22 protein-coding genes are annotated in these 26,006 nt (G+C 67.0%); 16 read left to right on the top strand and 6 right to left on the bottom strand.

The window, feature by feature from the left end; genetic code table 11:
• The first annotated feature begins 173 nt into the window (after nucleotides 1–173).
• The 7 genes from QOC76_RS17555 (at nucleotide 174) to QOC76_RS17585 (ending at nucleotide 6,728) form a co-directional block, all read left to right on the top strand.
• Nucleotides 174–1,217 (top strand): autoinducer 2 ABC transporter substrate-binding protein, encoded by a 1,044-nt coding sequence (locus QOC76_RS17555; RefSeq protein ID WP_526358601.1) that lies wholly within the window; start codon nucleotides 174–176, stop codon nucleotides 1,215–1,217.
• Nucleotides 1,218–1,283: 66 nt separating this feature from the next.
• On the top strand, nucleotides 1,284–2,798 hold the full coding sequence (locus tag QOC76_RS17560; RefSeq protein WP_526358603.1) for a sugar ABC transporter ATP-binding protein: 1,515 nt from the start codon (nucleotides 1,284–1,286) through the stop codon (nucleotides 2,796–2,798).
• A complete protein-coding gene (locus tag QOC76_RS17565) occupies nucleotides 2,795–3,853 on the top strand; it encodes an ABC transporter permease (RefSeq protein WP_526358605.1) in 1,059 nt (352 codons plus the stop codon). Before QOC76_RS17560 ends, QOC76_RS17565 begins: the two co-directional genes overlap by 4 nt.
• Nucleotides 3,850–4,917 carry an ABC transporter permease gene (locus tag QOC76_RS17570; RefSeq protein ID WP_526358607.1) on the top strand — a complete coding sequence of 356 codons (1,068 nt, stop codon included), beginning with the start codon at nucleotides 3,850–3,852 and terminating at the stop codon, nucleotides 4,915–4,917. Before QOC76_RS17565 ends, QOC76_RS17570 begins: the two co-directional genes overlap by 4 nt.
• Nucleotides 4,918–4,946: 29 nt before the next feature.
• Nucleotides 4,947–5,948: a dihydroxyacetone kinase subunit DhaK gene (locus tag QOC76_RS17575; RefSeq protein ID WP_526358609.1), complete on the top strand. Its 1,002-nt coding sequence runs from the start codon at nucleotides 4,947–4,949 to the stop codon at nucleotides 5,946–5,948.
• Between the two features lie 4 nt (nucleotides 5,949–5,952).
• Nucleotides 5,953–6,609, top strand: coding sequence for a dihydroxyacetone kinase family protein (locus QOC76_RS17580; protein ID WP_526358611.1), 657 nt, complete (start codon nucleotides 5,953–5,955; stop codon nucleotides 6,607–6,609).
• Between the two features lie 5 nt (nucleotides 6,610–6,614).
• On the top strand, nucleotides 6,615–6,728 hold the full coding sequence (locus tag QOC76_RS17585; protein ID WP_526358613.1) for an NAD(P)-binding domain-containing protein: 114 nt from the start codon (nucleotides 6,615–6,617) through the stop codon (nucleotides 6,726–6,728).
• 9 nt (nucleotides 6,729–6,737) lie between these two features.
• On the opposite strand, the gene QOC76_RS17590 is transcribed toward QOC76_RS17585, so the two are convergent.
• The 3 genes from QOC76_RS17590 to QOC76_RS17600 form a co-directional block, all read right to left on the bottom strand.
• The gene (locus tag QOC76_RS17590) at nucleotides 6,738–8,906 is read right to left on the bottom strand and encodes a molybdopterin-containing oxidoreductase family protein (protein WP_526358615.1); all 2,169 of its coding nucleotides are present in this window, start codon (nucleotides 8,904–8,906) and stop codon (nucleotides 6,738–6,740) included.
• 61 nt (nucleotides 8,907–8,967) lie between these two features.
• Nucleotides 8,968–10,872 carry an ABC transporter ATP-binding protein gene (locus tag QOC76_RS17595; protein WP_526358617.1) on the bottom strand — a complete coding sequence of 635 codons (1,905 nt, stop codon included), beginning with the start codon at nucleotides 10,870–10,872 and terminating at the stop codon, nucleotides 8,968–8,970.
• Nucleotides 10,869–12,611 (bottom strand): ABC transporter ATP-binding protein, encoded by a 1,743-nt coding sequence (locus tag QOC76_RS17600; RefSeq protein ID WP_526358619.1) that lies wholly within the window; start codon nucleotides 12,609–12,611, stop codon nucleotides 10,869–10,871. Before QOC76_RS17600 ends, QOC76_RS17595 begins: the two co-directional genes overlap by 4 nt.
• A gap of 126 nt (nucleotides 12,612–12,737) precedes the next feature.
• Between QOC76_RS17600 and QOC76_RS17605 the strand changes: the two genes are divergently transcribed.
• Both QOC76_RS17605 and QOC76_RS17610 read left to right on the top strand, forming a co-directional pair.
• Nucleotides 12,738–13,286 (top strand): DUF3558 family protein, encoded by a 549-nt coding sequence (locus QOC76_RS17605; protein ID WP_526358710.1) that lies wholly within the window; start codon nucleotides 12,738–12,740, stop codon nucleotides 13,284–13,286.
• Between the two features lie 56 nt (nucleotides 13,287–13,342).
• Nucleotides 13,343–13,837: a DUF3558 family protein gene (locus QOC76_RS17610; RefSeq protein WP_526358712.1), complete on the top strand. Its 495-nt coding sequence runs from the start codon at nucleotides 13,343–13,345 to the stop codon at nucleotides 13,835–13,837.
• Between the two features lie 79 nt (nucleotides 13,838–13,916).
• Here the strand turns inward: QOC76_RS17610 and QOC76_RS17615 are convergent, their stop codons facing one another.
• Nucleotides 13,917–14,423 carry a SixA phosphatase family protein gene (locus tag QOC76_RS17615; RefSeq protein WP_526358621.1) on the bottom strand — a complete coding sequence of 169 codons (507 nt, stop codon included), beginning with the start codon at nucleotides 14,421–14,423 and terminating at the stop codon, nucleotides 13,917–13,919.
• A 102-nt stretch (nucleotides 14,424–14,525) separates the two neighbouring features.
• Between QOC76_RS17615 and QOC76_RS17620 the strand changes: the two genes are divergently transcribed.
• Nucleotides 14,526–15,674, top strand: coding sequence for a metallophosphoesterase family protein (locus tag QOC76_RS17620; protein ID WP_526358623.1), 1,149 nt, complete (start codon nucleotides 14,526–14,528; stop codon nucleotides 15,672–15,674).
• Complete coding sequence (locus QOC76_RS17625) at nucleotides 15,671–18,322, top strand: AAA family ATPase (RefSeq protein ID WP_526358625.1); 2,652 nt, start codon at nucleotides 15,671–15,673, stop codon at nucleotides 18,320–18,322. The genes QOC76_RS17620 and QOC76_RS17625 overlap by 4 nt, the downstream gene beginning before the upstream one ends.
• A 7-nt stretch (nucleotides 18,323–18,329) precedes the next feature.
• Here QOC76_RS17625 and QOC76_RS17630 read toward each other — a convergent pair whose 3' ends face one another.
• Nucleotides 18,330–18,998: a winged helix-turn-helix transcriptional regulator gene (locus tag QOC76_RS17630; RefSeq protein ID WP_526358627.1), complete on the bottom strand. Its 669-nt coding sequence runs from the start codon at nucleotides 18,996–18,998 to the stop codon at nucleotides 18,330–18,332.
• A gap of 78 nt (nucleotides 18,999–19,076) precedes the next feature.
• Here QOC76_RS17630 and QOC76_RS17635 point away from each other — a divergent pair, with 78 nt between their 5' ends.
• Together QOC76_RS17635 and QOC76_RS17640 are read left to right on the top strand one after the other, a co-directional pair.
• Nucleotides 19,077–20,702 (top strand): MFS transporter, encoded by a 1,626-nt coding sequence (locus QOC76_RS17635; protein WP_526358629.1) that lies wholly within the window; start codon nucleotides 19,077–19,079, stop codon nucleotides 20,700–20,702.
• Between the two features lie 10 nt (nucleotides 20,703–20,712).
• Complete coding sequence (locus QOC76_RS17640; RefSeq protein WP_526358631.1) at nucleotides 20,713–22,251, top strand: GMC family oxidoreductase; 1,539 nt, start codon at nucleotides 20,713–20,715, stop codon at nucleotides 22,249–22,251.
• Here the strand turns inward: QOC76_RS17640 and QOC76_RS17645 are convergent.
• Entirely contained in the window at nucleotides 22,248–22,655 is a 408-nt protein-coding gene (locus QOC76_RS17645; protein ID WP_526358633.1) for a DUF1622 domain-containing protein, read from the bottom strand. The genes QOC76_RS17640 and QOC76_RS17645 overlap by 4 nt on opposite strands.
• Before the next feature lie 61 nt (nucleotides 22,656–22,716).
• Here QOC76_RS17645 and QOC76_RS17650 point away from each other — a divergent pair, with 61 nt between their 5' ends.
• The 3 genes from QOC76_RS17650 to QOC76_RS17660 are packed head-to-tail and all read left to right on the top strand — an operon-like array spanning nucleotide 22,717 to nucleotide 26,004.
• Entirely contained in the window at nucleotides 22,717–23,970 is a 1,254-nt protein-coding gene (locus QOC76_RS17650) for an alpha/beta fold hydrolase (RefSeq protein WP_526358635.1), read from the top strand.
• A gap of 46 nt (nucleotides 23,971–24,016) precedes the next feature.
• Nucleotides 24,017–24,640: a hypothetical protein gene (locus tag QOC76_RS17655; protein ID WP_526358637.1), complete on the top strand. Its 624-nt coding sequence runs from the start codon at nucleotides 24,017–24,019 to the stop codon at nucleotides 24,638–24,640.
• Nucleotides 24,637–26,004 carry a hypothetical protein gene (locus QOC76_RS17660; protein ID WP_526358639.1) on the top strand — a complete coding sequence of 456 codons (1,368 nt, stop codon included), beginning with the start codon at nucleotides 24,637–24,639 and terminating at the stop codon, nucleotides 26,002–26,004. Before QOC76_RS17655 ends, QOC76_RS17660 begins: the two co-directional genes overlap by 4 nt.
• Nucleotides 26,005–26,006: the final 2 nt, after the last annotated feature.

A 26,006-nucleotide genomic window follows, 5' to 3' on the forward strand; every position in this document is an offset into this window, starting at 1 on the left:
TCAGGCCGCAGAACACGTAAGCAAACATCAACACTCATTTTCGTGCACACAAGCGCTCTATATGCACGATTTCGCGCATATTGTTGCTTGATTATCAGGCAGTTCGCGTTTAATGTCACGCAAGTCGGGATAGCAGTCCCGGTGAAGTGCGGGGGTTCACAAGGGAGTGACACATGCAGCACAGGCGGGTTGCCCTTCTGGGAGCCGTGGGCTTGACCATGACGCTGATTGCGGGCTGCGGATCGGTCGGCGGAGGAGGCGGCAGTAGCAGCACTGCGGCGGGGGCTTCCCAGGACCCGAAGGACATGACGATGGTCAACGTCGTCAAGATCAAGGGCATCTCCTGGTTCGATCGGATGGCCGTCGGCGACGAGAACTTCGCGAAGCGCACCGGAGTCGACACCCGCCAGGAAGGCGCGGACGACACCAGTCCGGAGAAGCAGATCCAGATCATCCAGGATCTGATCCCGCAAAAACCCACTGCCATCACCGTGGTGCCGAACTCGCCGGAAGCTCTGCAAAACGTTCTCGGCCAGGCCCGCGGCCAGGGCATCAAGGTCGTCTCCCACGAGGCCACCGGCATTCAGAACGCCGACGTCGACATCGAGGCTTTCGACAACGCCGCTTACGGCAGGCAGATCATGCAGAACCTCGCGCAATGCATGGGCCAGCAGGGCAAATACGTCCAGTTCGTCGGGGGCCTGACTGCAAAGACGCACATGCAGTGGGTCGGAGCCGCCCATGACATGCAGGTCAGCCAATATCCGGGCATGACCCGCGTCGAGGACCCGATCGAGAGCACCGACAACGAGCAGGCCGCCTACGAGAAGGCCAAGGAAGTGCTGGCGAAATACCCGGATATCAAGGGCTTCCAAGGGTCGGCCGGCAACGACGTGCCGGGCATTGCGCGCGCTGTGCAGGAAGCCGGCCTCCAGAACAAGGTCTGTGTGATGGGCACGTCGATCCCGTCCGCTGCCTCGAAGTACCTCGCCGACGGCTCAATCGACAAGATCTTCTTCTGGGACCCGGCGCTGGCTGGTGAAGCACAGTTGCAGATCGCGTTGATGCTCGCCCAAGGCAAGACAATCGAACCCGGAACCAATCTGAACATTCCCGGCTACGAGAAGCTGACCAAACTCGACGGCTACGACAACGTCTACGTCGGCGATGCGGCGTTGGAAGCTGACGCCAAAACCATGTCCCAGTACAACTTCTGAGTCCGCACCGTAGGTCAAGGTGCCGGCTCGCGCTGACCTGCCGGGCCGGCCCGGAAAGCGTTCCCCATGACAGCGCCGAGCGCATTGGACACGGACAAGCCGGTGCTCCAGGCACGTGACATCGTCAAGACCTACGGCGGCGTCACCGCCTTGGACGGCGTTTCCTTCGACCTCCGTCCCGGCGAAGTGCACTGTCTCGCAGGCGAAAACGGATGCGGCAAATCCACCCTGATCAAGATCATCTCCGGGGCGGAGCGGCCGGACTCCGGTGAGATCATCGTCGACGACGTCGCGCATCGCGCGATGAACGCCACCGCGGCGATCACCAGCGGCATCCAGGTGATCTACCAGGACTTCTCGCTGTTCGGCAACCTCACTGTCGCTGAGAACATCGCTCTGACAAGCGCTGTCGCCGAACGCCGAAGGCTCTACTCGCCCGCCGCTGCGCAGAGGATCGCGCGCGGCATCGTTGACGATCTGCGCCTGAACCTGGACCTCGACGCTGACGTCGAAACCCTCCCTGTCGCGGACCGGCAACTCACCGCGATCTGCCGCGCCGTGGTACACGAAGCCCGCGTCATCATCATGGACGAGCCCACCACCGCACTTACCCACAGCGAGGTCGACCGCCTCTTCGACCTCGTCGAGACACTGCGGGCGCGCGGCGTCGGGCTGGTGTTCGTCTCGCACAAGCTCGATGAGGTTCTGCGCGTCGCGCAGCGGGTGACGATCCTGCGATCCGGCCGCAAGGTGGTCACCGGGCCTGCGGCCGACTTCACCCCCCAATCGATCGGCGAATTTATGACCGGTCGCAAGATCAGCGAGGAACGGATCGTCAGCGACCTCCCGGTGGACGCCCCCGTCGTCCTCGACGTCGAGGCACTGACCCGAACCGGCGCCTTCGAAGGCGTGAACTTCGCCGTCCGGGAAGGCGAGATCCTCGGCGTGACAGGCCTGCTCGGCTCGGGGCGCACCGAGATCGCTGAGGCTCTGTTCGGCGTCCGACCCGCCTCCAGCGGCACCGTCAAACTCGACGGCAAGCCGGTAAAGCTGCGGTCGATCCAGGACGCGATCGATGCGGGTATCGGCTACGTCCCCGCGGACCGCCTCACGCAGGGCCTGTTCATGGACCGCGCCATCGGCGACAACATCATCGCCGGATCGCTCGACCGATACCGAACACGCTGGGGCACTTTGGATAACAGTAAGACCCGCAAAACGATTCGCGAGTTGTTCGACCGCCTGCGCATCCAGGCGCCCCGCGTCACGGCTCCGGTCCGCTCGCTCTCGGGCGGCAACGCCCAACGTGTCGTCCTGGCCAAATGGCTCGCCATCAGACCACGCGTACTCATCCTCAACGGGCCCACCGTCGGGGTTGACGTCGGCTCGAAGGAGGACATTCTCGAGATTCTGCGCGGGGAAGCCGCCGACGGCCGCTCCATCATCATCATCTCCGACGACGTACCCGAGCTGGTCGCAGCGTGCCACCGGGTGCTCGTGGTCCGACAGGGTCGGATCAGCCACACCCTGGAGAGCGACGACATCAACGTCGACCTCATCCTGGAGAGGATGGCGGCGTGAACAATCCGCAGCCGCAGCGCTTCTCGCTACCGAACCTCCGGGGGCCCAACAACGAGGGCATCCTCGCGCTGATCCTGCTGGGCCTGATCATCGTGATGTCGTTGCTCAACCCGGTCTTCTTCTCGGTGTCGACGTTGTTCGCTATCGTGCGCAGCTCGATCGTGCCGTTGATCTTCGCGCTCGGCGTGCTGCTGGTCATCATCTCCGGCGGGATCGACGTCTCCTTCGCCGCGATCGCCATTTTCGCCGGATACACGACCGTGACGGCGTTCGGGTCGGGCGCCTTCGGTGCCGGGCTTATCGGAGCGATCCTGCTCGCTTTGGCGATCGGCGCAGCGCTCGGCCTCATCAACGGCGTCGTTATCGCGCGGTTCCGGCTGCCTACGCTGATCGTGACGCTTGGAACGCAAGGCATCTTCAAGGGCGCCCTGCTCACCTTCGTCGGTTCGCGCTTCATCGCCGACCTCCCGCACGCCATCGCCGGCTTGTCGACCACGAACTTGATTTCGGTCGCGACTGCAAGCGGCCGCGCCTACCTACATGTGATGGTCGTTCCCGCCGTCCTGCTGTGCTTCGCGACGGCATGGATGTTGCGCCGCACCATGTTCGGCCGTTCCATCTACGCGATCGGCGGCGATGTGGAGGCGGCGCGCCGCGCCGGCTTCCGGGTGGTCCGGGCCCAGATCCTGCTCTACGTTCTCGTGGGCATGACCGCAGCGCTCGGTGGATTGATCTACATCATCATGGGCCGCAGCGCCAGCCCGCAGAACTTGGTCGGCACCGAGCTCGACATCATCGCGGCGGTGGTCTTGGGCGGTGCGTCGATCTTCGGCGGCCGCGGTTCGGTGACCGGCACCATTTTGGGTGTGTTGCTCGTGCAGGTCATCGGCAACAGCCTGATCCTGGCCGGTGTGCCCAGCGCATGGCAACGCGCCGCGGTCGGGACCCTGCTCATCATCGGTGTCGGCGTTCAGGCCGTGTCGGCCAGGCGGCGCCGCAGGCGTCAGCCGACCGCCGACGGGTCCGCCCTGACGCAGGAGGCGATGCCTGTATGACGGGTCTCGGGCAGCTCAACAACGACGTGGGTACTCGCACTTCCGAATTCATCGAACGGCTCCATGTCAGCCGAGGCACCGGCCGCATGCTGGTGCTTCTTCTGGTGGCCTTCGCGTTCTTCGCGGCGCTGCGGCCCAACGTCTTCCTCAGCCCGATCAATTTGCAGAACCTCGCACTCGCCGCGCCGGAGGTCGGCGTGCTCGCGATCGCGATGATGCTGGCCATGCTGACCGGCGGGATCGACCTGTCGCTGGTCAACATCGCCAACCTGTCGGCGATCACGATGTCGACCCTGTACACGACGATCCACGGCTCGAACCCCGCACTGGCCGAGCAATTGGTACCCGTTCTGGTTCTGGCCGGGCTGGTTATGGGGCTGCTCGGCGGAGCGGTCAACGCAGTGCTCGTTGCCTACGTCGGGATCACCCCGATCCTGGCCACTCTGGGCACCATGCAGATCTACAACGGGATCGCGGTGGTGTGGACCGGGGGACGAACGCTCTACGGCTCTCCGGCAACGCTGACCAATCTCGGTCAGGCTACGGTGGCCGGAATCCCTATCCTGTTCATCATCTTCATCCTCGCCGCCGTACTCGCCGCGCTGCTGATCAACCGCACGCCGATCGGACTGAAGATCCAGCTCGAGGGCTCCAACCCGATAGCGGCCGTGTACTCGGGCATCCGCAGCCGCTCAGTGCTCGCAAGCACCTATCTCGTCACCGGACTGCTCGGCGGTCTGGCAGGCGTGTTGTTCATCGCCCGCAACCCGTCCGCCTCCGCCGACTACGGGGCGTCTTACGTCCTGCTTGTCATTGTCATCGCCGTGCTCGGCGGGACGAACCCCACCGGCGGGTTCGCGACGGTGCTCGGCGTCGTATTGGCCACGCTCACACTGCAGATCGTTGCCAGCGGCTTCACCGCGCTGCGGCTGTCCGCCTACCAGTACGCGATCGCGCAGGGTGTGATCTTGATTCTTGTCATGGTCGCCGACCAGATCACCTGGCGCCGTCGACGGCGACGAAAACCCGCCGCCGCGGCCCCCGCGGTCGCGGTTGACCGCTGATAGCGACCACGTACCTGCAGAGGGAAGACATGAAGAAGATCCTGAACAAGCCGGAGCGTTTCGTCGACGAGATGGTCGAGGGCATCCTGCTCGCTCATCCGGATGAGGTGAAGACCCCGGGCGACGACCTGCGCATCATGGTGCGCGCCGACGCGCCGGTCGCAGGGAAGGTCGGCATCGTCACCGGCGGCGGGTCCGGCCACTTGCCGCTGTTCAAGGGGTATGTGGGCAAGGGACTGTGCGACGGCGTCGCGATCGGCAACGTGTTCAGCTCACCGAGCTCGCAGCAGTGTTTCGAGGCGGTCGCGGCGGTGAACGGAGGCGCCGGGGTGCTGTTGCTGTACGGCAACTACGGCGGCGACGTCCTCAACTTCGACCTCGCCACCGACCTGGCCGAGCTGGACGACATTCAAGTCCGCACCGTGCTCGGTCGAGACGATGTCGCCAGCCAACCTAAAGAGCGCAAGAGCGACCGCCGCGGCGTCGCCGGAATCTTCTTCGCCTACAAGGCCGCCGGGGCCGCCGCCGAGCGGGGTGACAACCTGGAGCAGGTCGCGGCCGTGGCCGAGGACGTGGTCGAGCACACCGCGACGATGGGCATCGGTCTGTCCCCAACAATTCTGCCGACGACCGGTTCTGCGAGCTTCGATCTGCCGGACGGCGAGATGGAGATCGGCATCGGGATCCACGGCGAGCCTGGCATCCACCGCGGGGAATTGGACACCGCGGACGCCATCGCCGACCGGATCGTCACCGCTTTGGTCGACGATCTGGAGCTGAAGGCCGCTGACAGGGTGGCCGCGCTGGTCAACGGGCTTGGTGCCACGCCACTCGAGGAGCTCTACATTCTGTACCGCCGGACCCACCAGGTGCTCAGCGGCCTGGGGATCGAAATCGCCAAAACCTATGTCGGCGAGTACGCCACCAGTCTGGAAATGGCTGGGGCGTCAATCTCTCTGCTCGCACTCAACGACGAGCGACTGGCTCTGCTGAACGCGCCGGCATCGTCTCCGTTCTTCCGGAAAGTCTGAGCGCGTGAACGCCGATGAACTGAAGGACCGCACCCGGCGGAGCCTCGCGGAACTGGTGAACTACGCCGACGAGCTGCGCGATCTCGACCAGGCGTTGGGCGACGGCGACCTCGGAATCACGGTCACTCTTGGCGCGGAGGCGGTCATCGAGGCCGTCTCGGCGCTGCCGGACTCCGCCACTCCCGCGCAGATTGCGCGCGAATGCGCAAAGGCGTTCGCGAACGCCAACCCGTCCACGATGGCCGCCCTGGTCGCAGGCGGCCTGCTCGCCGGGTCGAAGACCTGGACCGAGGTCACCGAAATCACCGTCGCGGATGCGGCGAGCTTCATCCGGGCTGCTGGTGACAACATCGCGCAGCGCGGCAAGACCCAGCTCGGCGACAAGACGATCCTCGATGCGATCATGCCCGCCGCGGACGCTCTCGACGCCGCATCTGAGGGCACGTCGGGATTGGAAACCGCGATCGCCGGCGCCGAACGGGCTGTCATCGACACCCGTGCTCTGCAGTCCCGGCGCGGTCGTGCGTCGTGGCTTCAGGAACGCAGCATTGGCCTGCAGGACCCCGGCGCCACCGCGTTTCTGCGCTTCCTCGAGTCGTGGCGCGCTGTCGACGACACGCCGGACAACGGCTCGAACCCTGCCCAATTCGGCGCCCAATGAGAGTTGTGGCATCAATCGGATACGTCGGCCTCGACACGATGGGCCGCGCAATGGTCGCCAACCTGCTCAAGGCAGGACATGACGTCGCCGAGAGGGCGGGTGTCTCGTTGGAGGCGTAGGGGCAAACGTCAGCCGACGCGTTCGACGCCGACGTAGGACGAGCTCAACGCCGACGTCTGCGACAACGGGTCGACGGGGCCGCCGTCGACGAGCAGGTTGCGGTTGACGCCGAACGACTCGGGTGCATCACCGCCGCGCGGATCGAAAACCCTCGAGCCCCAGCCGTGGTCGATGATGATGACGCCGGGGCGCGGCCGCTTGTCGACTGTCGCGGGCAGTTCGATCTCACTGACCGGAGAGAACACCCGCACCCGGTCGCCGTCGCCGACACCGAGCGCCGCCGCGTCATCCGGATTGATCACAACCTCGTTTTTCCTGCCCGCCGGATGCAGGCCCGGCAACTCGTTGAGCCACGAGTTCATCGAGTGGCGATTGCGCCGATTCGCCAGCTGGAACGGATAACCATCCGGCGCCGTCGGATGCGGTTCGGCGAGCAGATCACGTGCGCGCTCGACGAACTCGGGTGGCGCGGCATGCACCTTCTTGTCGTCTGTTCGCAATGCGTCCCTGAAGTGCCCGAATTCCCGCGGACCCAACACCCAGCCGTGCGGGTGCGCCAAGACGTCACGCCATTTGACCCTGCGGCCGTTGATCTTTCGACTGGTGGCCACCACCAGCCGGTCGATCCAGTGGGGCCCGAATTCCAGGCCCGGCATTCGGGTGAGGCGGGCTGCCCGCCGGGTTCCGATGATGAAGCCGTTCAGCCCTCGCGCCTTGAACAGCGGCTTCTTCATGGCGATGGCGAGGTCGGTGAAGATTCGCCACTCCTGTCGCGCGCCCGGCGGGGGATCGACGGCCTTCGCCCCGAACTGCAGATACGGCTCGTCGTGCATGTTGCTGGTGAACGCGAGGAGGTCGTCGCGTTCCAGCCAGTGCACGGCGGGCAGCAGCGAGTGCGCATGCCGATGGCTTTCGCGCTGCACGAAGTCGATGGCCACCAACAGGTCCAGCTGTTCGAATGCACCGTCGAGTTTCGCGCCGTCAGGCCCGGACACCACCGGGTTGCCGCAGTTGATCACCATCGCACGGATCTGGCCGGGCCCGGCAGTGGTTATCTCGTCGGGCAATTCGCTGAGTGCGTCTGCGCCCGCGACCATTTGACGGCCCCGCAGCCGGCTGGAGTGCGGCTTCGCCTTGATCAATGCGGACAGCCCGACGGCGTCGACGTAGCCCGGCTCGTAGCGCCGGCCGCCCGGGCGGTCCATCCGGCCGGTGATGACGTTGAGTACGTGCCCGAGCCACTCGGCGACAGTTCCGGCGAGATGCATCGAGACGCCGGTGCGGGTCACCACCATCGCACCACGGGCGGTGGCGAAATCTCGTGCCGTCTGCTCGATTTCCGCTCGGGGGACATCACAACGCAGCGCGAGGTCGTCGAGATCGGCGTCGGCGACGAGCGCTCGCAGTTCGCCGACGCCGGTGGCGAGGTCGGCGCAGTCCTGTTTGTGCTCCAAGCCCTCCTCGAGCACCACTTTGACCATCGCCAACAGCAGCGCCCAGTCCTGTCCTGGCCGAACGGCGAGGTGCACGTCGGACTTCTCGGCGGTCTCGGTGTGCAGGGGATCGACGACGACGATCTTCGCGCCCTGCCGTCGCCGCTCGAGTGCCCGCTTCCATCCGCCGGGCACCGTCTCCAACCAATTCCATGCGCTGACAGCGGGATTGGTGCCGACGAGGAGGAAGTAATCGCAGTTGTCGATGTCGGACACCGGGGCCATCAGCATAGAGCCGTACATCGCGGAGGCCACCACATGCATCGCGTTCTGATCCACGGAGCCGACGGAGTACCGGTTATGCGTACCGATCGCGTCCAGCAAAGCGTTGTAGAAGATGATGTTCGACGACGAGAAGCCCGCGGGATTGCCGTAGTAGGCGCCGACCGCATCGGGCCCGCCGGTGTCGATCACCGCGTTCATTCCCGCCGCGATGTCGGCGATGGCCTCGTCCCACGTGGTCTCGACATACGTGTCGCCGACGCGACGCATCGGGTTCAGGATGCGGCGTGGGTGCTCGACGAGTTGGTTGGCGCTGCGACCCTTGGCGCAGAAGTCCCGCCAGGTGTGGGGATTCTGCTTGTCAGCCGAGATCTTGGTGACCCGGTTGTCCTCGACCGTGACCTCGATGCCGCACGACGCGAGGCAGTACCGGCAGAACGTGTGCACCGTGTTGGTGCTCATGGGGACATACTGTCCGACCCGCTCAGCCGTTGGCGCCGTTAAGCGCATCGCTCTTTTCAGGTTAGGCCTGCGCCATCGACCAGTATTCGCCGTGCCGCGCCAGCAGTTCGGCGTGGCTGCCGCGCTCGACGATCCTGCCGTCCTCCATCACCAGGATCTGATCGGCGTCGCGGATGGTCGACAGCCGGTGGGCAATGATGAAGCTGGTCCGGTCGCGGCGCAGCTCGACCATCGCGTGCTGGATGAGCAGCTCGGTTCGGGTGTCCACAGAACTGGTCGCCTCGTCGAGGATCAGCAGCTGCGGGCGAGCCAGGAACGCGCGAGCAATGGTGATCAGCTGCTTCTCACCTGCGCTGACGCTGCCTCCGTCGTCGCTGACCCGGGTGTCGTATCCGTCGGGCAGCGTGTGCACGAACCGGTCCACGTAGGCGGCGCGCGCCGCATCGACGACCTCGTCTTCGTGGGCATCCGGGCGGCCGTAGGCGATGTTGTCGTAGATCGTGCCGCCGAAGAGCCAGGTGTCCTGCAGCACCATCCCGATCCGCGACCGCAGCGACTCCCGAGTGACGGACGCGATGTCGATACCGTCGACCAGAATTCGGCCCGAATCGACGTCGTAGAACCGCATCAGCAGGTTGACCAGCGTGGTCTTGCCCGCACCGGTCGGGCCGACGATCGCGACCGTGCTGCCGGGTTCGGCGACCAGTGACAGGTCCTCGATGACCGGGGTGCCCGGCCGGTAGGCGAAGTTGACGTTCTCGAACTCCACCCGGCCGCGCTGTCCGTCGGGCGAGGGCAGGGGTTCGGACCTGTCCGGCGTTTCCTCCTCTGCGTCGAGCAGGTCGAACACCCGCTCCGCACTGGCTATCCCGGACTGCAGGGTGTTGTACATGCCCGCGACCTGGGTCAGCGGCTGATTGAACTGCCGCACGTACTGGATGAACGCTTGGATACTGCCGAGCGTGATCTGGCCGGTCGCCACCTGGATGCCGCCGACCACCGCCACCGCCACGTAGCTCAGGTTGCCGATGAACGTGGTGGCGGGCCCGACGAGGCCCGAGAAGAACTGCGCGCCGCGGCTGGCGTGGTAGACGTCGTCATTGCGCTCGCGGAACTGCTCTTCTGCCAGCGCCCGGTGGCCGAAGGTCTTGACCAGGTTGAAGCCGCTGTAGGTCTCTTCGATGTGGGCGTTGAGCCGCCCGGTGTTACGCCATTGCGCGACGAACAGGCGCTGCGAACGGCGCGCGATCTCTCGCGTCACGAACAACGACAACGGCACGGTGACGACCGTGAGCAGCGCCAGCATCGGTGAAATCGTCAACATCATCACCAGCACGGCGACGACGGTCAGCAGTGACGTGAGCAGCTGGCTGATCGTCATCGACAGCGAGGTCGAGATGTTGTCGATGTCGTTGGTGACACGGCTCAACACTTCGCCTCGCTGCCTGGTGTCGAAATACGACAGCGGCAGCCGGTGCAGCTTGTCCTCCACGTCGGACCGCAGCGCGACCATGGTGCGCTGCACCACCACGTTGAGCAGCCGCGCCTGGACCCAAATAAACAGCGCCGCAATTAGATACAACGCCAGAGCCAACAGAAGCGTGCGGCCGATCGCGGCGAAGTCCACGCCGCGGCCCGGAACGACGTTCATGCCCGACAACAGATCGGCGAACGTGTTGTCACCGCGAGCCCTGGCCGCGTCGATTGCCTGTTCCTTGGTCAGGCCCGCAGGCAGTTCCCGGCCGATCACACCGTTGAACAACAGATCGGTGGCGTGCCCGAGGATGCGCGGACCGATCACCCCGAGCGCGATGCCTGCGACACCGAGCAGGAGCACCGCCGCAGTCGGGCCGCGCTGCGGGGTCAACCGCTTCACCAGCCGCATCGCGGAGCCCTTGAAGTCGCGGGAACGCTCCGTCGGCGCCTGCACCATGCCACGGATCGGGCGCCCCAGCGGCTGTGTCATGGAGTGCCTCCGACGCCGGCTCCGATTGCCTGCGAGTCGGCGAACTCGGCATAGGTGGGGCAGTCGAGCAGCAACGACTCGTGGGTTCCTGTGCCCACCACCTCGCCGTCGTCGACGACGATGATCTGATCGGCCGCGGCCACCGTCGAGATCCTTTGCGCCACAATGACGACCGTGGCGTCGGCGGACACCTCGCTCAGCGCCGACCGGACCCGGGCGTCGGTGTGCACGTCGAGCGCCGAGAACGCGTCGTCGAACAAGTAGATGGCCGGTCGACGGATCACAGCGCGGGCGATCGCCAATCGCTGCCGCTGACCGCCCGAGAAGTTGATGCCGCCCTGGGCGACCGGCATGTCGAGGCCGTCGGCGTGGGAAGAGACGAAGCCGTCGGCCGACGCCACCCGCAGCGCCTCCCACATCTCGTCGTCGGTGGCGTCGGCCTTGCCGTAGCGCAGGTTTTCGGCGACGGTGCCGGAGAACAGGTAACCCCGCTGCGGCACAAGGCCGATCGCGGACCACAGCTGTTCGGTGTCGTAGTCCCGCACGTCGACGTCGTCGATGCGCACAGATCCGGAGGTGACGTCGTACATCCGGCAGATCAGCGATACCAGCGTCGACTTGCCCGAACCGGTGGACCCGACGATGGCGGTGGTCGTGCCGGGCCCGGCCGTCAGCGAGACGTTCTGCAGCACAGGACGATCGGCGCCCGGATAGCAGAACGTGGCGTCGCGCAGGCTGATCGCCCCGTCGACCGATGCCGGCCGGACGGGCTCGGCGGGACTGGTGATCACCGGCTCGGTGCACAACACCTCGGTGATCCGTTCCGCACAGGCCGCAGCCCGCGGCACCAGCACCAGGATGAACGTCGCCAGCAGCACGGCCATCAAGATCTGCATGAAGTAGGACAGGAACGCGATCAATGACCCGACCTGCATCTCGCCCTCATCGATGCGATGCCCGCCGAACCAGATCAGCGCGACGCTGGAGACGTTGATCACCAGCGTGGTCACCGGAAGCATCAGCGCCTGCCAACGGCCCGCCGTCAAGGCGGTATCGGACAGCGCCTGGTTCGCTTCGGCGAATCGGCTGCGCTCGAACGGCTCTCGGGCGAAGGCGCGGATCACCCGGATACCCGACAGCTGTTCGCGCATCACCCGGTTGATGCCGTCGATGAGCCGCTGCAGGCTGCGGAAGATCGGCAGCAGATGCGACACGATCCAGTAGTTCGCCAGCGCCAGCACGGGAACGCTGACAAGCAGCAGCCACGACAGCCCGGCGTCCTGGTGCACCGCCATGAAGATGCCGCCGATCGACATGATCGGCGCGGTGATGAGCATCGTGCACGTCAGCTGCACCAGCAGCTGCACCTGCTGGACGTCGTTGGTGGTGCGGGTCAGCAGAGTCGGTGCGCCGAAGCGTGCGGTCTCGGCGGCCGAGAACCCGGTCACGTGGTGAAAGATCGCCGACCGCAGATCGCGACCGAAACCCATCGCGGAGCGCGAGCCGAAGTACACCGCGCCGATGGCGCACAGCACCTGCAGTCCGGTGACGGCGAGCATCACCCCGCCGAGCTCGACGATGGTGCGCGTGTCGCCCTTGGCCACGCCGTCGTCGATGATCGCAGCGTTGACCGTCGGCAGATACAGCGACGCGAGTGTGCTGATCACCTGCAGCACCGCGACGGTGATGAGCAGCCAGCGATATGGCCGCACATATTGCCGCAGCAGGGCCAGGAGCATCCAGCTACTTTCGCACACCATCCTGTCGGGTTGTCGACGCCCCGAGACCCGCTCTGAACGAGAAAAAGGCAGGTCAGCGTGTCTCTCAGGATGACCTTGGTGGCTGCCGCTACAGTGTGCGCTGTGATCCCCGGCAACGTGAAGCGGCTGGCCGTCGCAGCGGCCGTCCTGATCCCGATGTTGGCGGCTTGCTCCTCGGGCTCGAACTCGTCGTCGCCCGACCCGTCGGGGGGTCCAGGGACCGCGCAGGGAGTCAAGCACGGCCCCTTCTTCCCCCAGTGCGGCGGTATCAGCGACCAGACGATGGCCGAGCAGAGCCGCGTGCCGGGCCTGGTCAACACGGCCAAGAATTCGGTCGGATGCCAGTGGCTGGCCGGCGGCGGCATCCTCGGCCCGCATTTCTCGTTCACCTGGTACCGCGGCAGCCCGATCGGGCGCGAGCGCAAGACCGAAGAGCTCTCCCGGAGCAGCGTCGACCCCATCAACATCGAGGGCCATGACGGCTTCATCGCCATAGGCCAGGACCCGACGTTGGGGCAGAACCTCTGCGAGATCGGCATCCAGTACGACGACGACTTCATCGAGTGGTCGATCAGCTTCTCGGCGAAGCCCTTCCCGGATCCGTGCGACGTGGCCAAAGAGTTGACCCGTCAAACGATTGTGAACGCCAAATGACCGGGTCAGTGCACCGGCTGGCCGCCGCGATCGTCGCCGTGCTCGCCGTGGTGACGATGCTGGTCGGATGTTCGCGAACCGTTGAGGGCACCGCAGCCAAGGCCGGTTCCGGCGACGTGCCGCGCAACGACAACTCGCAGAAGCAGTATCCCAACCTCCTCAAAGAGTGTGAGGTTCTCACCGAGGACATCCTGGCCAAAACGGTCGGTGCCGACCCGCTCGATATTCAGAGCACCTTCGTCGGCGCGGTGTGCCGCTGGCAGGCCGCCAACCCCGCCGGGCTGATCGACATCACCCGGTTCTGGTTCGAACAGGGCAGCCTGGACAACGAGCGCAAGACCGCCGACCAGCTCGGGTACAAGGTCGAGAGCCGCGCGATCGCAGGCGTTCCCTCGATCGTCATGCATCCCAACGACCCGAACGGCGCGTGCGGCGTGGCCAGCGATGCGGGTGGCGTGGTGGGCTGGTGGGTCAACCCGCAGCAGCCGGGCATCGACGCATGCGGGATGGCCCTCAAGCTGATGGAGCTGACGCTGGCCACCAGCTCCTGACGCCGACGCGCGCTCGCGCGTGGGGGCACTCCCCTAGCAAGCTGTGGGCCCACCCTCCCGAAGGGTAGGGGGAGAGAGTTCAACGGGGCACATGGAACGTGACCAGCGCGGCGCTGCTGAGCGTCAGCTGCTCCCAGGGTTCGGCGGTGCGCAGCACCGCGATTGCCGACGTCGGGAACTTCGTCGAGATGTGTTCGGCCGCAGTCGTGTTGCTGCCTTCCGGGGTCGCAAGCCCCAGTGCCACCGATGACATCGCGGGTTCGTGGCCGATCACCAACAGGGTCGCTACCTCAGAATCGACACCGTTGATCTCATCGATCACCACTCCCGGCGTTGCGTCGTACAGCCGGTCGACATAGCTGACCGGCGCGTCGATCCGCGTGCGAGCCAGCGTCTCACGGGTGCGGGTGGCCGTCGAGCACAGCACCGCGTCGACGGCGGGGACGTGAGCGCGCAACCAGTCTCCTGCCAGCGCCGCCTCCCGCTGTCCCCGCGCGGCCAGCGGGCGCTGATGGTCGGCCACCCCGGCCGGATAATCCGACTTCGCATGCCGAAGCAACAGCAGCGTGCGGTAGCGGTCGGTCACGCGTCAACCGTAGGGCATGCCGACGCGCGTCCCGGGTCTTGTCGGCGACCGGACCTACACTCGCCACACCTAGCAAAGATGCGGCACGGGAGGAGGGTCGAAGTGAGATTCGTGCATACCGCCGACTGGCAGCTCGGGATGACCCGGTACTTCCTCAACGGCGAGGCGCAGCCACGGTATTCGGCCGCCCGGCGCGATGCCGTGGCTGGGCTGGGTGGCCTGGCCGACGAGGCGGGTGCTGAGTTCGTCGTGGTGGCCGGCGACGTGTTCGAGCACAACCAGCTGGCGCCGCGGATCGTCAGTCAGTCGCTCGAGGCCATGCGGGCGATCGGTGTTCCGGTCTACCTGCTGCCGGGCAACCACGATCCGCTCGACGCGTCGTCGGTGTACACCAGCGCGCTGTTCACCGCCGAACGCCCGGACAACGTCACGGTCTTCGATCGCCCTGGTGTGCACGAAGTGCGCCCCGGCCTGGAAATCGTTGCTGCGCCGTGGACTTCGAAGGCGCCGACCACCGACCTCCTCGCCGGGGTTCTCAGCGATCTGCCTGCCGACGGAACCACGCGCATCGTGGTCGGCCATGGCGCTGTCGACATCTTCGTTCCCGACAAGGACCGGCCGTCCCTGATCGAACTCGCGTCGGTGGAAGCGGCGATCGAGCGCGGCGCGGTGCACTATGTCGCTCTGGGCGACAAGCACTCTCGCATGCAGGTCGGGACGACGGGCCGCATCTGGTATTCGGGGTCGCCCGAAGTCACCAACTACGACGACATCGAACCCGACCCCGGCCATGTGCTGCTGGTCGACATCGACGAGGCCGACCCGGGCAGGCCCGCCAGTGTCGAGGCGCGGCGGGTGGGCCGCTGGCGCTTCGTCACCCTGCGTCACGCGGTGGACAGCAGCCGCGACGTCGCCGACCTCGACATCAACCTCGATCTGCTGTCCGACAAGGAGCGCACCGTCGTTCGGCTGGCACTCACCGGATCGCTCACGGTGACCGACAAGGCGACGTTGGATGCCTGCCTGGACAAGTACGCGCGACTGTTCGCGGCGCTCGGCCGGTGGGAGCGGCAGTCCGAGATCGCGGTGATCCCGGCCGACGGCGAGTTCGACGACCTCGGCATCGGCGGTTTCGCCGCCGCGGCCGTCGACGAACTGGTGGCCGCGGCGCGCTCCGACGGCGAAAACGCCGACGATGCCAGGGCGGCTCTCGCACTTCTGCTGCGTCTTGTCGACAGGGGTGTCGCATGAAGCTGCACAGGCTCGCCCTGACCAACTACCGCGGCATCACCCACCGCGAGATCGAATTCCCCGACCACGGGGTGGTGGTGGTCTGCGGCGCCAACGAGATCGGCAAGTCGTCGATGATCGAGGCGCTGGATCTGCTGCTGGACGCCAAGGACAGGTCGACGAAGAAGGAAGTCAAACAGGTCAAGCCGACCCACGCCGACGTCGGCGCCGAGATCACCGCCGAAATCAGTACCGGCCCTTACCGGTTCGTCTACCGCAAGCGGTTCCACAAACGCGCGGAGACCGCGCTCACGGTGCTGGCGCCGCGGCGCGAACAGCTGACCGGCGACGAGGCACACGACCGGGTGCGGGCGATCCTCGACGAAACCGTCGACGTGACGCTGTGGCAGGCGCAACGTGTGTTGCAGGCGGCATCGACGTCCGCGGTGGACTTGTCGGGATGCGACGCGCTGTCCCGGGCGCTCGACGTGGCCGCCGGTGAAGCGGTCCAGCTCTCTGGCGCCGAGCCGTCGCCAGCAAGCGGGAGGTGCCCCCAGCTGATCGACCGCATCGACGCCGAGTACCTGCGGTACTTCACGCCCACCGGCCGCCCGACCGGCGAGTGGGCCACCGCGACGAAACGCATGCGAGATGCCGACGACGAGGTGGCCCGCTGCGCGGCCGCGGTCGCCGAGGTCGACGACGCGGTACGCACGCACGCCACGCTCACCGCGGAACTCGAGCGGCTGGCAGGTGAGCGCGCGGAAGCGGTCACGAAGCTGGCCGCCGCGCGAACCGCTGCCGAAGAGGTCGCGGCGCTGACTCAACAGCTCAAGCAGGCGGAAGTGGTCGCCGCGGCCGCCGTTGCCACGCTGGAAGCGTCCGTCTCGGCGCTGACCGAGCGGCGCAGGCTGCAGGCCGACGTCAATGAGCGCGCCGCCGCGGTCGCCGAGCTGGAGAGAGCGGCCGCGCAGGCCCACGACGACGAACTCACCGCCAACGAGGTTCAGGAGGCCGCGGAGACCGCCGCCGAAGAGGCCCGTGCTTTCCTGCAGGCCAGTCAGGCCCGCGTCGAGGCCGCTCGCCGCGCCGTAGAGCAGCTGTCGGACCGGGACGAGGCCAACCGGCTGTCCAGCCGGCTGACGAAGATCGACGCCGCACGGCGCGAGATCGAGCACGCCGAGCGCGAACTCGCGCCGATAGCGCTGACCGACGCGTCGATGCGCGACGTCGAGACCGCGGCGGCCGCCGTGGAACGCGCCGCCGGTCAGGCCGAGCTGGCGTCGGCGCACATCGAGGTCGTCGCGGTCGCAGGCGTCGAGCTGCAGGTCGGCGGGCAACCGGTCACCCTGGAAGCCGGCGGCGCCTGGTCGGCGAACGCCACCACAACGACGGACATCGACGTGCCGGGTGTGCTCACCGTGCGGGTGGTGCCCGGCGCTCCCGCCGCCGACACGCAAGCCAAACTCGATGCGGCACAGGACGTTCTGACGACTGCGCTGGCAGCCGCCGAAGTCGACGGTGTCGCGCAGGCGCGCGCCGTCGATCAGCGGCGCCGGGAACTGGTCGGAGCGCGCGACAGGTCGACGGCGACCGCCAATGGCCTCATCGGGGACGACGACGTCGATGCGCTCCGCGCGCGGCTCGCCGAGCTGCGCAACGGCGACATCGCACACCGCGGTGACACGACGGGCCCAGCCGATTCGGCGAGCGCCCGAGTCGAGCTCAACGAAGCCAGCGCAGCGCAGCGCAAGGCCATCGCCGATTGCGAGACCCATCGGAAGGTGGCCGAGGCAGCGGCAAAGCGCTTGGGGGAGAGGGCGACTCACGCCGGTGTTGCCCGCGAGAAGCTGACGGCGTGCTATGCGGAGCTCGCCGTGGGACGGGAACGCCTGACACAGCAGCGCGCCGCCGCGACCGACGACGAGCTTCTCGTGCGGGCCGAGGCCGACACGGACAAGTCGCGGCGCGCCACCGGCCTCGTCGCAGACCTCGGCGGCGAACTCGCCCGCTGCGCACCGGATACCGTTACCGCCGCACTGGACGAGGCGCTGCGGCGCGTCGACGCGCTGTGTGGTCGTCATGACGAGGTCGCCGACGCACTGCGGCTGGTGACCGCACAGCTCAAGGTGTACGGGACCGAGGGACGCAAATGCCAGCTCGACGCCGCCGAAACCGAACGCGAGCATGCCGAAGCCGAATACCTGCGGGTGCACCGGCGGGCGCGGGCCGCACAGCTGCTGCGCTCGGTGATGGCCCGGCATCGTGACGCCACCCGGCTGCGCTACGTGGACCCGTTCCGCAATCAGGTCGAGCGGCTGGGCCGCATCGTCTTCGGGGACACCTTCGAAGTCGAGGTCGACGCCCAGCTGCGGATCTGCAGTCGCACGCTGTCGGGACGCACCGTTCCCTACGACTCGCTGTCCGGCGGCGCGAAGGAGCAGCTGGGCATTGTGGCAAGGCTGGCAGGGGCCGCCATGGTCGCCAAGGAGGACAGCGTTCCCGTCGTCATCGACGACGCGCTCGGCTTCACCGACCCCGACCGGTTGATCAAGATGGGCGCGGTGTTCGATGCCGTCGGCAGCGACGGCCAGGTCATTGTGTTGACCTGCAGCCCGGAGCGCTACAGAAGCGTCGGCGCCGCGCACCACATCGAACTGTCCGCTTAGCTGCCACCTAGGTGGCGACCGCCAAGCCTGGGTCGCCGGCCAACCTGAACGCGTTGCGCATGGCGTTGATCCCATCGGGGTCGCCGTCGACTTTCACCCGCCGCAGCGCGGCCTTACGCTCGGCGGCCGTCGAGCCGAGCCTGGCGGTGATCAGGTCGGCCGCCGTCGCGGCGACCGTGATCGCCGGTTCCATCCGTGCAGCGGTCAGGTTGCGGTCACGCACGCCGAATTCGAAACGGCGCCCATCGATGTCGACCCGGTAGGTTGCCGCCAGGTCCGCGGCGCGGGCGGGGTCGAACGCCAACAGGATCCCGGCCAGGAAGCCGTTCAACGGAGTCAAGGCGCTGGCGTCCGGTTCGATCAGGTCCAGGCCGAATGTGGCGATGGCGCCGATGACCGGGGGAACCTTGCGCCAGCCGACCTCGCTGAGGGTGTACACGGTGCGGGCGATGGGCGGTGGTAGCTCGGTGCGGTCGACCACGCCTGACACTTCCAGTTCCCGCAGCCGGTCGGCGAGCAGGTTGGTCGCGATGCCAGGAAGCTCGGCGCGCAGGTCGCTGTATCTGCGGGCGCCTCCGATCAGCTCTCGCAGGATCAGCAAGGTCCATCGCTCGCCGAGCAGATCCAGGCCCCGCGCTATCGGGCAGTTCTGGTTGTAGCTCTTCCGGGCGGCCATACGGACAACCTACCGTATTCGACAAGTTTAAAGTTCTATTGCTTGAAAATCTTGTCTATGAGGTTTACGGTTCGCCCTATGACTACAGACCCACGCCCCCCTGTTATCCGCGATCGCCCGATCGCCGCGCTGCTCGTCATCTGCCTGAGCGTGTTCGTCATCAGCGTCGACGCCACCGTCGTCAACGTCGCCCTGCCCACGCTGTCGCGCGAACTCGACGCCGACACCGCGCAACTGCAGTGGATCGTCGACGCGTACACCCTCGTAATGGCGGGTCTGCTGCTGTCGGCGGGCAGCCTGAGCGATCGCTATGGCCGGCGCGGCTGGCTGAGTTCCGGCCTTGCCGTCTTCGCCATCACCTCTGCCGTCGCGGCGCAGATGACCACGGCGGACGGCCTGATCGCGGCCCGGGCGGCGATGGGTATCGGCGCCGCGGTCATCTTCCCGACGACGCTGGCCCTCATCACCAACATCTTCAGCGATCCCGCCGCCAGGGCGAAGGCCATCGGCCTGTGGGCGGCGATGGTGGGCGTCGGTGTGGCCGTCGGCCCGATCACCGGTGGTTGGCTGCTCGAGCACTTCGCATGGGGATCGATCTTCTGGGTCAACGTTCCGGTCGCCGCCGTGGCGATCGCCGGTGGATACCTTTTTGTTCCGACGTCACGCGACCCGGCCACACCGCCGGTCGACGTGGGCGGCCTGATTCTGTCCTCGGTCGGGGTGACCGCCCTCGTCTACACCGTCATCGAAGCCCCCAAGTGGGGCTGGAGCAGTGCGCACACTCTCGTCGGGTTCGCCGTCGCCGCGACCGTTCTTGTCGCATTCGCCTCGTGGGAGCGTCGCCGTGCGCATCCGATGCTCGACGTATCGGTATTCGCGAACCGTCGATTCTCGGGCGGCAGTCTGGCCGTCACCGCAGGATTTCTGACGCTTTTCGGCTTCATCTTCGTCATCACCCAGTACTTCCAATTCGTCAAGTCCTACAGCGCATTCGAGACCGGTGTTCGGCTGCTTCCGGTCGCCGTGTCGATCGCTCTGGGCAGTGCCTTCGGTCCCCGCATCGTCGAAAGGTTCGGTACTACCGTGGTCGTCAGCGGAGGACTCGCGATGTTCTCAGCCGGACTTGCCTGGGCGTCCACTGTTGACGCGGCTACGCCGTACCTGGTGATCGCGGGGCAGATGGTCCTGCTCGGCGGCGGCCTGGGCCTGACCACGGCGCCTGCCACCGAGGCCATCATGGGTTCGCTGCCTGCCGACAAGGCAGGCGTCGGTTCGGCCGTCAACGACACCACGCGCGAACTCGGCGGCACGCTCGGGGTTGCGATCGTCGGCAGCGTGTTCGCTTCGGTGTACTCCGATCGGCTCGCCGCCGATTCCGTGATCGCGACACTGCCCGATGGCGTTCGCACCGCCATGGAACGGTCGATGGCGGCAGCCCAGCAGGTCATCACCCAGCTTTCGTCCGGCTCGATCCGCGACGTTCGCGACGCCGTGAACACCGCGTTCTTGGATGGGCTCCAGATCGGCTCCCTGCTGTGTGCCGCGATCGCACTCGGCGCGGCGGCCGCGGTGGCCGTGTTACTCCCCGCGCGAGAAGCTGCCTCGGCGAGCGGAGGTGAAAGCGCAGGCACCGACGGCGAGGCGGTTGCTTCACCGCCTCCGTGCCCGGGGGAACTCGCCACGAAGGACGGCGTCACCTCATAAACTCCGGCGGGTGGAAGCCGACTACATCGTCGTGGGAACAGGTTCGGCCGGATCGGTGCTCGCCAATCGGCTCAGCGCCGATCCGGCCGCTTCGGTCGTGGTGCTCGAGGCGGGCCCCAAGGACAAGAACAGGTTCGTTCGCATCCCCGCGGCGTTTTCGAAATTGTTCCGCAGCGAGGTCGACTGGGACTACTCGACCGAGCCGCAGAAGCAGCTCGACGGGCGCGAGATCTATTGGCCCCGAGGCAAAATGCTCGGCGGGTCGTCATCGATGAACGCGATGATGTGGGTGCGCGGATTCGCCGCCGACTACGACGAATGGGGTGCGCTCGCGGGCGGGGACTGGGACTTCGCGCACGTGTCGAAGTACTTCGCGAAGATCGAAGCCGGCCCGCTCGTCATCTCACCGCAGCGCAGCCCGCGTAGTTCGACCACCGCGTGGCTGAGAGCGGTCCAGGAATGCGGGTACGACGTCGAGAATCCCAATTGTGATGCGCCCGAGGGCTTCTGCGAGACCGTCGTCACCCAGCGCCGGGGCGCGCGGTGGAGCACGGCGGACGCTTACCTCAAGCCCGCGCTGCGCAGGCCGAATCTGACCCTGCAGACCGAGGCCACCGCGACCCGGGTGCTGTTCGACGGACGGCGCGCAGTGGGAGTCGAGTTCGACCAGCTCGGTCAGCGCCGCGTGGTGCGAGCGCGCCGGGAGGTGGTGCTGGCGGGCGGGGCGGTGAACAGCCCGCAGCTGCTGATGCTTTCCGGTATCGGTGATCGCGGGCAACTCACCCGGCACGGCATCGACGTGGTGGCCGATGTGCCCGAGGTGGGCCAGAACCTGATGGACCACCTCGCGGTACCAGTCGGCTTCGACGTTGCCGAGGACTCACTGTTCGCCGCCGAGAAGCCGTTGGAGTTGGCGAACTACCTGCTTCGCAGACGCGGCATGCTCACATCGAATGTCGGTGAGGCTTACGGCTTCGTCCGCAGCCGGCCGGACCTAGACGTGCCGGACCTGGAACTGATCTTTGCGCCCGCGCCGTTCTTCGACCAGGGAATCGGCGACCCGTACGACCGGCACGCCGTGGTTATGGGGCCGATTCTGGTGAAACCGCGCAGCCGCGGCAGTATCACGCTGAGATCGGCTGATCCCTTGGACAAGCCGAGCATCGACCCGCAGTACCTCAGCGACGACGCAGGCGCGGACCGGGCCGCGTTGGTGTCGGGACTGCAAATGAGCGCTCGGATCGCCCAATCACCCGCCCTGAGCCGTGTGATCGGCAGGATCGCCCGCCCGCTCGGTGTGACCAGTTTGAACGAGGAGGCGTTGGAAGCGGCGATCAACGGGTGTTCGCAGACGCTCTACCATCCCGTCGGCACCTGCCGAATGGGTCGCGACGACGCGAGTGTGGTCGACCCGCAACTACGGGTGCGCGGCGTCGACGGTCTGCGGGTCGCCGACGCATCGGTGATGCCTGCGATCGTCCGCGGGCACACCCACGCCCCCAGTGTGATGATCGGCGAGAAGGCTTCCGACCTCATCCGCGGCGGCTAGACACCGGGACCGGACGGCGATCGGGCCGTGCGTGTGGTCCGCGCCAGCACCTCGGGACCCGTCGTGGCGGCCTTGCGCCACGGCGCCACTCCGTCGATCTCCACTTCGATGGTGAAGCTGAGAACCGTGCGGATGAGCACGATCACCCCGAGGATGGCGGCGTCGGTGAGCGACGGCTTCGACGTGACGGTCTTGACGATGTCGGCCGCGACCAGCAGTTCGAGGCCGAGCAGGATCGCGCCGCCGATCGCATTGCGCAGTGTCTTGAAGGCGCGTGCTCCGCCGGTTCGCCTCCATGTGAATGCGGCGAGGCCGATGGCATAGCCGGTGCCCAACACCATCGACGAAACGCCCAACACCTCGAACGCCTGCGTCGCCCGCTGGAAGAACTGCTCCAAGTTCACTGCGTCCCCGTCGTCGACCTGTTCCGCGACTCTATTACCGGCGGGGGCAGAATGGTCGACGATGACGATGAACGCCAAACGTCGCCGTGCGCACGACAAATTGGCCGCTTTGCCGGGCGTGCGGCCGGTGCGGCGACCGGTGTCGCCCGACCGGGATGACGAGTTCGACCTCTACTACGTCCGTTCCGGCCGCAAGTCGATGACTCCACTGGTCGTCATTCCCGGCGGGCCAGGCGCGGCGTCGGTCGCGCTGTATCGGGGGCTGCGCAGGCACGCCGCGGCCAGGGGCATCGACGTCATCATGATCGACCACCGCGGCGTCGGCATGTCCCGCCACGACGACCGCGGCGCCGATCTGCCCCCCGAAGCCCTCACCATCGAGCAGGCCGTGCAGGACATCGCCGCCGTGCTCGACGACGCCCAGGTCGACAAGGCGGTCGTCTACGGAACCTCGTACGGCACCTATCTGGCCGCGGGAGTCGGTGTGCGCCATCCGAATCGGGTACATGCGATGGTTCTCGACTCGCCGCTGCTTTCGGCGCATGACATCGACGCCGTGCGAGACGAAACCCGTCGCGTGCTCTGGGACGGCGACGAGCCCGAGGCCGCCGAACTGGCGCCGAAGGTGCGAAAGCTCGTCGACGCCGGAATTCTCACTCCCGCGGCGGGACAGCTGACTGCAGCGGTCTACGGTCTCGCCGGACCGGCGCTGTTGACCCGCCAACTCGACCTTCTGCTGCGGGGCCGACGAGGATTGTGGACCGTCCTCGATCAGGCCGCAAGACTGCTGTTCGAGCGCAAAGCGCCGTACCGCCACGAGCCGGACTTGGTCGGCCGCATCGGGTTTCGTGAATTGAACTACGGTGCGATACCGGACGGCAAGCCGCTGGACCCGGCCGTCGCATTCCGCGAATTCGCCACTGCCCCCTTGGAATTCGAAGCCGAGCCCTACGACCTCGCAGCCGAGATGCCGAAATTCAGGTGGCCCACGGCCGTCATCTCCGGTGGCCGGGACCTGATCACGCCGCGGGCGGTCGCCGAGGAGATCGTGTCGTTGATTCCCGATTCGGTTCTGGTCGAGCTGGCGACGGCGGGTCATAGTGCGCTGGACGTCCGCGAGCGAGCGGCGCTCGACATCGTCGAGGCCGTGGTCGACGGCGACCATTCCGGCCTGCCTGCCCGCGCCGGCGAACTGGACGCCGTGCCGGCCGGCCTGGGCGTACGGCTGTTGGTCGGGGCGCTCGGCGCAGCGGCGGTCGTGGAGTCCGTATTGCCTGCCGTGATTCCGCGGGTGGTGCAGCGGGTTACTTCGTGAACCCGATCGCGCAGGCCGAGGTCGCCGATACGGCAGAATGATTCGGATGACCAATATTCCGCAGGCAATGGAGTCTCCAGTGCCGCTGCGCGAGTTCATCGTCTCCCCGGGCTTCGCCGGTGCGGCAGCAGTGGTCGCGGCACTGATCGTTTTCTGTGCTGTGCTTTACGCGAGCAGGCGGGCGGGCAAGCGGCTCAATGGGGACCTCGAGCAGCGCGAGCGCCATCATCAGGAAGCGCGCGACGCCGAGAAGCAGGCTTTGGCCTCTCAGCAGTGCTGGGCGACACTGAAGTGGCTGGTCAAGACCGCAGGCCTGGAACCAGCAGCCAGTGAGGCAGCCACTCTCGGCCTCGGTCCGGAACTCGCGATGGCGACACTGCGAGGATTGCTTCGCGACGCCGAGCGGCTAGGAGACGAAACGCTCGCCGACGCCGTGACGGTCTATCAGAATCAATTCGCTCTCATCCTGGCGCAGCAGGCCGGGCCGCTTTCCGGGCTCGCCGCGAGCGCTTCCCCGGCGGTGGGCGGACGAAGCCCTCAGCCGCGGGCGGCTTCGACGGAGGAGCCGGCCAAGGCCGCGGAGGTACAGCCCGACAAGCAGTCCGCGCCGGCCGATGAAAGTTCCACGTCGACAATTGAAATGGCAAGCGGACGGCGTCGTAAACAATGACGACGACAATGCGGCATATCGCGGACCTCAGCGCCGAGAAATGGGCCGCGCTGACCCGTCGGGCTGCAGCGGATGCGGTGGCGGCCGCTGAACGACGCGGAAAGACGCCCCCGGCAGAGTTGGTTGCCGTCGCGGCGATGACCGAGCGTCAGCTCATCGAGCACCGCGCACGAAATGGACCGGCGCGACAACAGCTTTCGCCGCTCATGCAACTCGTAGAGGCCGATCACATGCGGCGCGTGGCGGAAGCCCGGTCACGTCAGGCGAACCAGGCGAGGCTGGACGCCGAGGCGGCAGCCGCGGCGGCCAGAGCCGAAGCCGAAGAGTCATCACGCACCGCCGCTGCGGCGCGAGAACACGCCCGCACGGTCGGGCAGCAGGCTGCCCAGAAAGAAACCGAACGAACGACCGAGCGCGCGGCCGCCGCAGAAGCGCACGAACGGGGTGTGCAACAGCTGCGCAGCGAGCTGGAGCAGGTTCGCGCCGATGCCGAAGCCGAACTGGCGGCGGCCGGCGAGCGGGCGACGGCGGCTGAGGCTCGCGCCCAGAAGAGGGTCACGGAGCGCACGGCCGCGAGTGAGGCCGCCGAGCAGGCGGTGCAGGAATGGCGCGCCGAGCTCGAGAAGGTGCGCGCCGATGCCGAGGCCGAGGTCGCGGCGGCCCGTGAGCGGGCTGCCGCAGCGGAGACGCGTGCCCAGCAGAGGGCCGATGAGCGCACGGCCGCAAGTGAGGCCGCCGAACGGGCGGCTGCGCAGTTGCGCGGCGAGCTCGTGCGTGTTCGCGCCGACGCCGAGGCGGAGGACGCCGCATCGCGCGGATGGGCTGCCGGTGAGGTGGCGGCCGTCCGGGAGGCCGCCGACGCCGAGGTTGCGCGCGCCTATGCGGCTGCCGACGACGCGATCCGGCAAGCACAGACCCGGGCGGCGCGCACGCTGTCGATGCCGGTCCCTCCCTTCGAGTTCCGTTCTGAAACCGCGCATATCGAGAACGCGCTCAACGCGTTACACCAGATCGACTACGTGCTGGAAGTCGGCATGGCCGATGACGGCGATTCCGACATCCCGCTCGACGCTGATCTGATGCGGACCCTGGCGCAGGTCGTGCAGGAGCACGCAATGTATCTGTGCAACGAATCGCAAAGCGCCGCAGGCGGCACAGGCGACTCTCCCAGAAATGCGGCTGCTCTCTATGCCGAGTCCGCCGCGGAGGCGTTCCACGCCTTCTTGCACCGTATCGAGACCGTCGCGCTGCGGCTGCAGGGACGCAGTCTCGGCCCCGACGCCCAGATCGTGAGCGTCGTCAACGGCATGCTCGCCGACCCGTGGGTTCAGCGCGCGCGGCGCATGGACTCGCGGGCACACTGAAC

Origin of the sequence: Mycobacterium sp. (assembly GCF_032159565.1) — a bacterium.
Lineage (GTDB): Bacteria > Actinomycetota > Actinomycetes > Mycobacteriales > Mycobacteriaceae > Mycobacterium.

Excerpts from the sequence above, each read along its gene's own strand:
- QOC76_RS17625 (WP_526358625.1), top strand. The coding sequence starts at position 15,671 with ATGAAGCTGCACAGGCTCGCCCTGACCAACTACCGCGGCATCACCCAC.
- QOC76_RS17635 (WP_526358629.1), top strand. The coding sequence starts at position 19,077 with ATGACTACAGACCCACGCCCCCCTGTTATCCGCGATCGCCCGATCGCC.
- QOC76_RS17655 (WP_526358637.1), top strand. The coding sequence starts at position 24,017 with ATGACCAATATTCCGCAGGCAATGGAGTCTCCAGTGCCGCTGCGCGAG.
- QOC76_RS17575 (WP_526358609.1), top strand. The coding sequence starts at position 4,947 with ATGAAGAAGATCCTGAACAAGCCGGAGCGTTTCGTCGACGAGATGGTC.
- QOC76_RS17595 (WP_526358617.1), bottom strand. The coding sequence starts at position 10,872 with ATGACACAGCCGCTGGGGCGCCCGATCCGTGGCATGGTGCAGGCGCCG.
- QOC76_RS17555 (WP_526358601.1), top strand. The coding sequence starts at position 174 with ATGCAGCACAGGCGGGTTGCCCTTCTGGGAGCCGTGGGCTTGACCATG.
- QOC76_RS17610 (WP_526358712.1), top strand. The coding sequence starts at position 13,343 with ATGCTGGTCGGATGTTCGCGAACCGTTGAGGGCACCGCAGCCAAGGCC.
- QOC76_RS17650 (WP_526358635.1), top strand. The coding sequence starts at position 22,717 with ATGACGATGAACGCCAAACGTCGCCGTGCGCACGACAAATTGGCCGCT.
- QOC76_RS17570 (WP_526358607.1), top strand. The coding sequence starts at position 3,850 with ATGACGGGTCTCGGGCAGCTCAACAACGACGTGGGTACTCGCACTTCC.
- QOC76_RS17590 (WP_526358615.1), bottom strand. The coding sequence starts at position 8,906 with ATGAGCACCAACACGGTGCACACGTTCTGCCGGTACTGCCTCGCGTCG.
- QOC76_RS17600 (WP_526358619.1), bottom strand. The coding sequence starts at position 12,611 with ATGCTCCTGGCCCTGCTGCGGCAATATGTGCGGCCATATCGCTGGCTG.
- QOC76_RS17560 (WP_526358603.1), top strand. The coding sequence starts at position 1,284 with ATGACAGCGCCGAGCGCATTGGACACGGACAAGCCGGTGCTCCAGGCA.
- QOC76_RS17630 (WP_526358627.1), bottom strand. The coding sequence starts at position 18,998 with ATGGCCGCCCGGAAGAGCTACAACCAGAACTGCCCGATAGCGCGGGGC.
- QOC76_RS17660 (WP_526358639.1), top strand. The coding sequence starts at position 24,637 with ATGACGACGACAATGCGGCATATCGCGGACCTCAGCGCCGAGAAATGG.